General features: G+C 60.8%; 6 protein-coding genes. 4 read left to right on the top strand and 2 right to left on the bottom strand.

Going from position 1 to position 6,295, the window contains the following annotated elements; genetic code table 11:
* On the bottom strand, positions 1–1,256 hold a 1,256-nt coding region (locus KLP40_RS12020), incomplete at its 3' end, for a DEAD/DEAH box helicase (RefSeq protein WP_246558797.1).
* A 278-nt stretch (positions 1,257–1,534) separates the two neighbouring features.
* Between KLP40_RS12020 and KLP40_RS12015 the strand changes: the two genes are divergently transcribed.
* A complete protein-coding gene (locus tag KLP40_RS12015; RefSeq protein ID WP_215594023.1) occupies positions 1,535–2,665 on the top strand; it encodes a TlpA disulfide reductase family protein in 1,131 nt (376 codons plus the stop codon).
* A gap of 2 nt (positions 2,666–2,667) precedes the next feature.
* Here KLP40_RS12015 and KLP40_RS12010 read toward each other — a convergent pair whose 3' ends face one another.
* Positions 2,668–3,702 (bottom strand): Gfo/Idh/MocA family oxidoreductase, encoded by a 1,035-nt coding sequence (locus KLP40_RS12010; protein ID WP_215594022.1) that lies wholly within the window; start codon positions 3,700–3,702, stop codon positions 2,668–2,670.
* 187 nt (positions 3,703–3,889) lie between these two features.
* On the opposite strand from KLP40_RS12010, the gene KLP40_RS12005 reads away from it, so the two are divergent.
* The 3 genes from KLP40_RS12005 to KLP40_RS11995 all read left to right on the top strand — a co-directional run bounded on the left by KLP40_RS12005 (position 3,890) and on the right by KLP40_RS11995 (position 6,096).
* Positions 3,890–4,384 (top strand): sterol desaturase family protein, encoded by a 495-nt coding sequence (locus KLP40_RS12005; RefSeq protein WP_246558786.1) that lies wholly within the window; start codon positions 3,890–3,892, stop codon positions 4,382–4,384.
* A 29-nt stretch (positions 4,385–4,413) separates the two neighbouring features.
* The gene (locus KLP40_RS12000) at positions 4,414–5,337 is read left to right on the top strand and encodes a MerR family transcriptional regulator (RefSeq protein WP_215594020.1); all 924 of its coding nucleotides are present in this window, start codon (positions 4,414–4,416) and stop codon (positions 5,335–5,337) included.
* Between the two features lie 243 nt (positions 5,338–5,580).
* Positions 5,581–6,096, top strand: coding sequence for a sigma-70 family RNA polymerase sigma factor (locus KLP40_RS11995; protein WP_119656569.1), 516 nt, complete (start codon positions 5,581–5,583; stop codon positions 6,094–6,096).
* The last annotated feature ends 199 nt before the right edge of the window (positions 6,097–6,295 follow it).

Raw genomic sequence — 6,295 nt, 5'->3', positions numbered from 1 at the left:
TCGGGCTTGTCGCCGCGCCGGTCGGGGCGGGCCCCGCCGTCGCGGCCGCCGCCGGAGCGGCCTCCGCCACCACCGGAACGACCGCCGCCGCCGCTACCGCCGGAGCGGCCCCGCTCGGGGCGGCCCCCGATTTTGCCGCCCAAACCGCTGAAGCGCTTGGGGTCGAACTCAGGTGCTTCGCCCAGGCCCAGGCTTTCGGTAATGTTCTGTTTCTCGACTTCGCGCTCGATGAGCTTTTCAATCTTGAGCACCCGGTCCTGGTCCTGGTCGGCAATGAAGGTGATGGCCGTGCCCTTGGTGGCGGCCCGGGCCGTGCGCCCGATGCGGTGCACGTAATCCTCGGCGGCACGGGGAATATCGTAGTTCACCACGTGGCTCAGCGAGTCGATGTCGATGCCCCGGCTGAGCACGTCGGTGGCCACCAGAATCGGGAACTGCTTGTTTTTGAAGTCGCGCATGATCTGCTCCCGCTCCTCCTGGGTGCGGTCGGAGCTGATGCCCTGGGCCACGTAGCCCAGCTTATTGACGGCGCGCACAATGCCGCTTACGGCCGCCTTCTGGCTCGTGAAGAGCACCATGCTCTGCACGTCCTGGGTTTTGAGGATGTGCTCGAGCAGGTAGATTTTCTGGCGGTCGAAGGCTAGGTAGAACTGCTGGTCGATGCCGACGGCGGGCTTGCTCACGGCCAGGCGGATTTCCTCGGGTTCCTGCAGAATCTGCTTCGAGAAGTCGCGGATTTTGCTGGGCATGGTGGCCGAGAACAGCAGCGTCTGGCGCTCCTTGGGCAGCTGGCGCACAATGTTGAGGATGTCATCGGAGAAGCCCATGTCCATCATCTTGTCGGCCTCATCCAGCACCAGGTACTTGAGGTCCTCGAACTTCACGTAGCCCATCTGCATGTGGGCGATGAGGCGGCCGGGCGTGGCCACGATGATGTCGGCCCCGGAAGTGAGGGCGCGCTTCTGCTGCTCCCACCCCTCGCTTTTGCCGCCCCCGTAAATGGCAATGGAGCTGGCTTCCACGAAGTAGCCGAAGCCCGTCACCTGCTCATCAATCTGGGTAGCCAGTTCGCGGGTGGGCACCAGCACCAGCGTGGAGGTGGTGCCGTGCTTGGCGTGGGAAATCTTGTCGAGCAGGGGCAGCAGGTAGGCGGCGGTTTTACCGGTGCCGGTCTGGGCGCAGGCAATGAGGTCTTTGCCGTCGAGGATTTTGGGGATGGCCTGCTCCTGAATGGGGGTAGCCTGCTGGTAGTTCATGGCGTCGATGCCGGCCAGCAAATCGTCGTGGAGGTTGAATTCGTGAAACGTCAAGGTTCAGCGTAACTAAGGATGGGAGAAAGGCTGACCTGTCGTTTCTGGGCCAGCAAACCGCTTGTGTGCTTTGCTAACAAAGATAGGGGATTGAGGGCGGAACCCGCCCCGCGCGCCGGGCCGGTACTCCAGCGGCAAAATTTCCGTTACTTGCCCGCCGCCGGAAGCCCCTGGGTCTCGGCCACTACGATACCGTGTATTTCTCACCCTTCGCTTATATACTTATGAAGAAGCTCCTCCTGCCGCTGCTGCTCACGATTAGTAGCTTGGCCCAGGCCCAGCAGCCGTTTTCCTACACCGTCAAAGGCAAGCTCGGCACCCTCAGCGCGCCGGCCAAAGTGTATCTGATGCGTGGTTTCACGGTGCTTGATTCGGCGGCGGTGAAAAACGGGGCATTCGAAATCAAAGGCACGGCTGCGGAGCCCGTTTCGGCTGATCTGATTTTGCGCGGTAATGGACGTCTGGGTGATTTATTTGGTTCATTAGGTGGCCGAACCCGACTATTCCTAGAGCCCGGTACAGTCATCGTCAGCAGCTCCGATTCGCTAGCGCATAGCATCATCAAAGGAGGTCCGGTAAACGCTGATTTCGCCCGGCTCAATGCGGCTACCCAGCCGGTAATCGACCAAATACAGGCTTTCGGCACCGGTGCCGCTAAGGCTTCTGAGCAGGAGCGGCAGGACGCGGCTTCCCGGGAGCGTTTACAGAAGCAATTCGAGTCGTTCAACAAGCAAATGGCCGCTACTACCTACGCCTTCATCAAAGCCAACCCGGGTTCCTGGGCCAGTCTGAATGCGCTGATGGAAATACAGATGCTCGACTTGCCGGCGTACGGCACCGTAGGCCCGCTCTACGAAGCACTAAGCCCCCAGCTCCGCAACAGTTCGGCAGGTCGCGTTTATGGCGAACTGGTAAAAGGCCTTAAAACGGTAGCCGTAGGCGCTCAAGCCCCGGAATTCGCCCAGCAGACTCCCGATGGCAAAACGGTTTCCCTGCGCGACTACCGGGGCAAATACGTGCTGGTGGATTTCTGGGCCAGTTGGTGCGGGCCCTGCCGCCAGGAAAACCCAGCGGTTGTCGAGGCATATAACGAGTACAAAGGCCGCAATTTTGAGGTGCTGAGTGTGTCGCTCGATGACGAAAAAGGCCGCGCCAAGTGGGTGAAAGCCATTGCCGAAGATAAGCTGCCCTGGACCCAGGTATCGGACCTGAAGGGGTGGCAAAACGCGGCCGCCCGCCTCTATCGCATTACTGGCATCCCCCAAAATTACCTAATTGACCCCAATGGGAAAATTCTGGCCTCCAATCTGAAAGGGGAGGGGCTGCGCGAAGCCCTGGCCCAGTACGTGAAGTGACCCTAGAACTGCTTGTGGGCGGGCAGTTGCAGAATTTCGAGCTGCCAGCGCAGCTCCTCGGGCCGCACCGGGAAGGGCTGGTCGTGGCGCAGGGTCTGGTACACGGCGTCGAACAGGCCGGCATAGTTGCCCGTGGGGGCTGGGAGGGAGGCGGTGGTGAAACGGCCCGGCTCGGTGGCCAGCGTGAGGGTGCCCGCGGCTCCGGCGGGCTCCTGGCCGTAATCGGGGGCGGTAGGCGGGCAGCCCTGGTCGAGCTGGGTTTCCTGCACGTCGGCGCGGCTTTTCTGGAAGCTGCCCTGGGTGCCGTGCAGCACATAGGCCGGCCCCGGGGCGGCCGTGAGCAGGCTGCCCGTCACGAACACGTTCAGGCCCCGGGCATACTGCAAATGAGCGTGGAAGTAGTCATCGACCCGGGAGCCGGGCCGGTGGCTGGCCCGCGTGAAGTGGCTCTGCTCGGGCCGCCCGAACAAACTCAGGGCCTGATCCAGCACGTGGGGGCCGAGGTCGAAGCTCAGGCCGCTGGTGGGCACGGCGGGGTCTTCCTTGAATTTCTTCGGGTTGAGAGCTGCCTTGAACCGGTCAAAGCGGAAGTGGACCTCCGTGAGCTGGCCCAGCTGCCCGCTTGCCACTACCTGGCGTACCAGCTGGAAATCGGAATCCCAGCGCCGGTTCTGGTAACCCAGCACGTGCCGCTGCTGCTGCCGGGCCAGCTCCAGTAATTCGTCCAGTTCGGCTACGGTGGCGGCCACGGGCTTTTCGATGAGTACGTGCTTGCCGGCCCGCAGCGCCTGCCGGGCCAGGTCAAAATGGGTGTTGTTGGGCGTGTTGACGACGACCAGTTCCAGGGCCTCATCGGCCAGCAGCGCGTCCACTGAATCGTAGCTGATAATGGCCGGGTAGGCAGCGGCGGCCGTTTTACGGCTCCGCTCCACCACGGCCCGCAGCTGAAAACCGGAGTGCGTATTCAGAAAAGGCGCGTGAAAAATGCGGCCCGACATGCCGTAGGCCAGCAGGCCGGTTTGAATGGGATGGGACATGGAAGGTTGGCAGCAGGAAAAGGTGCGAATGGATAACCGGCCGGTCGGCCCGGGGCGGGAGCCGGCCTGTTTACGCAGAAAGACAGGGTCGGGACGGAAGCGGCCGGCCGCCGAAATTTTTCTACCTTTCTCCCGCGTGTCCGGTTTTAAACTTCTCACTTTTTCGCCGGTTAGCTTACCTATGACGATGCTGGCAGCCGCAGCCGTAACCACGGCTACTTTCTTCGGGATGGAATTCGTAGCCTGGTTTATGCACCGGTTTGTGCTGCACGGGCCGCTGTGGTTCCTGCACCGCTCCCACCACGTGCGTCACCCGCACCGCTTTGAGCGCAACGACTTCTTCTTTCTGTTTTACGGCACGCTCTCGATGCTGCTGATTGTGTACGGCTCGGCCACCCACGATTTCCGGTTCTGGATGGGCGTGGGCATTGCCAGCTACGGCACGCTGTACTTCTTCGTGCACGACGTGCTGATTCACGGCCGCCTGCGCTTCTGGCGCAAGTCGCGCAACACCTACCTGCGGGCCCTGAACATGGCCCACAAGATGCACCACAAAACCACCGGCCGCGACGGGAGTGAGGAGTTTGGCCTGCTGTGGGTGTCGCCCCGCTACTTCACGCTGGCCCTGCGCCGGCCCGCCCCCACGCGCGTGCTGCGGTCCGGCTCTAAAAGCACTTCCTGATTTTCCCCAGCGCACTACCAACTACTACCGTGGGACATTTTTCTATCAGCGACCTGGAACAGCTTTCCGGTATCAAGGCGCACACCATTCGCGTCTGGGAGCAGCGCTACGGCATTCTGCGGCCGGTGCGCACGGCTACCAACATCCGCACCTACTGCGAGGACGACCTGCGCCGCCTGCTGAACGTGGCCACGCTCTGCGGGCAGGGCTATCGGATTTCGCAGATTGCCAAACTCAGTGAGCAGGAGCTGTCGAAAACCGTTATTTCCTGCAACGACAACAGCCACACCTATTGCCAGCACGTGAACGGGCTGTTGGCCGCCATGCTCGAAATGAATGAGTGTCAGCTGGTGCTTTTGCTCAATCAGACCATTGCCCGCAACGGTTTCGAAGAAACCATTCTGCGGGTAGTCTATCCGTTTTTGCAGCGCATCGGGGTGATGTGGCAGGCCGGCACCGTCAATCCGGCCCAGGAGCACCTGGTCACCAACCTGCTCCGCCAGAAGCTGATGGCCGCCACCGACGGCCTGCCGCCCGTAGCGCCCGCCACCACCCGGCGCTGGGTGCTGTTTCTGCCCGAGCGCGAAATGCACGAGCTAGCTTTGCTCTTTATGAACTACGTACTGCGCGCCCGCGGCCAGCACGTGCTCTACCTGGGCCAGAACTTGCCCATCACGGAGCTGGAAGCCGTGTGCGCCGCCTACCGGCCCCACGCCGCCCTCACCGTGATGACGGCCGTGCCCGAGCGCGACGAAGTGCAGAATTTCGTGCACGAGCTTAGTGCCCTCTGCCCCGACATTGCCCTGTACCTGTACGGCCCCCTGGCCCAACTGGAGTTCACGCTGCCCCCCAACGCTACCCGCCTGGCCCTGATTACCGATTTTATGGCTTTGGCTGATGAAGGCGCTGCCCCTGCTTCCCAACACTGCACCGCAGAATTAACTCAAGCATAACCTGTTTCTGCTGACCGCGCTGACCGCCCGGCCGTACGGAGAACATCCGGGGGCCGGGCGTTTGCGTACCTGAACACGCAGCCGCTTCGCCGGGGCCAAGCCGGGGGCAAAGGAAAAAACCAGCCGTCTGGGCGGCATTGTACAGAATTGAGGGTATAGTAAAAATAAATTGAGGTTGCAACGTACAAATCTGGAATCGGCTCGTATATTTGTTTAACTTTTTGCCACGAAAAGCTAAACAGTATGACCTCTTTGGAATTCACCGACCAAGTACAGAAGATTTCTTACTCCTTAAAGCCCGTGGCGATGAATCTGACCCGCGACGCTGACGATGCCAAGGACCTGGTACAGGAGACTTTGCTGAAGGCCATGCTGAACAAGGACAAGTTCAAGGCGGGCACCAATCTGAAGGCCTGGTTGTACACCATCATGCGCAACACCTTCATCAACAACTACAACAAAATCACCAAGCGCAACAGTAACATCGATAGCACGGAGTACTTCCAGTACTTTAATACCGATGAAAATTACATTACGCACAACGGAGCCAGCTCCGACTTCGTAGTAACGGATATCAACGCCGCCATTGCCGGTCTCTCGGCCGACTACCGGACGCCGTTCATGATGTACTACATCGGTTACAAGTACCTGGAAATTGCGGAAAAGCTGCAAATTCCCATTGGAACCGTGAAGAACCGTATTCACATCGCCCGCAAAGAACTCAAGCAGGCGCTGAAGACATACGCCCCCGGCGTGTAGGGAATAGGGAGAGAGTACAGACCCGCCCCGGGCGTATAGCGGGCCGCGGACTACGATTTGCCCCCGGGCAACGTGGTTTGCGGCCCGTCTGCTTTCGGGCCCCTGCTGTCGGCTGCGGCGTAGTCCTGGGCCCCGGAAATTTGGACCGACTCCAAAACCTGCGGGCTCCGGCCGGGTATGTTATCCGAAAGTCCGGCCC

Origin of the sequence: Hymenobacter piscis (assembly GCF_018760735.1) — a bacterium.
GTDB lineage: Bacteria > Bacteroidota > Bacteroidia > Cytophagales > Hymenobacteraceae > Hymenobacter > Hymenobacter piscis.
Note: the sequence above shows the minus strand (reverse complement) of the source record. Positions and strands in the feature narration are given on the sequence as shown.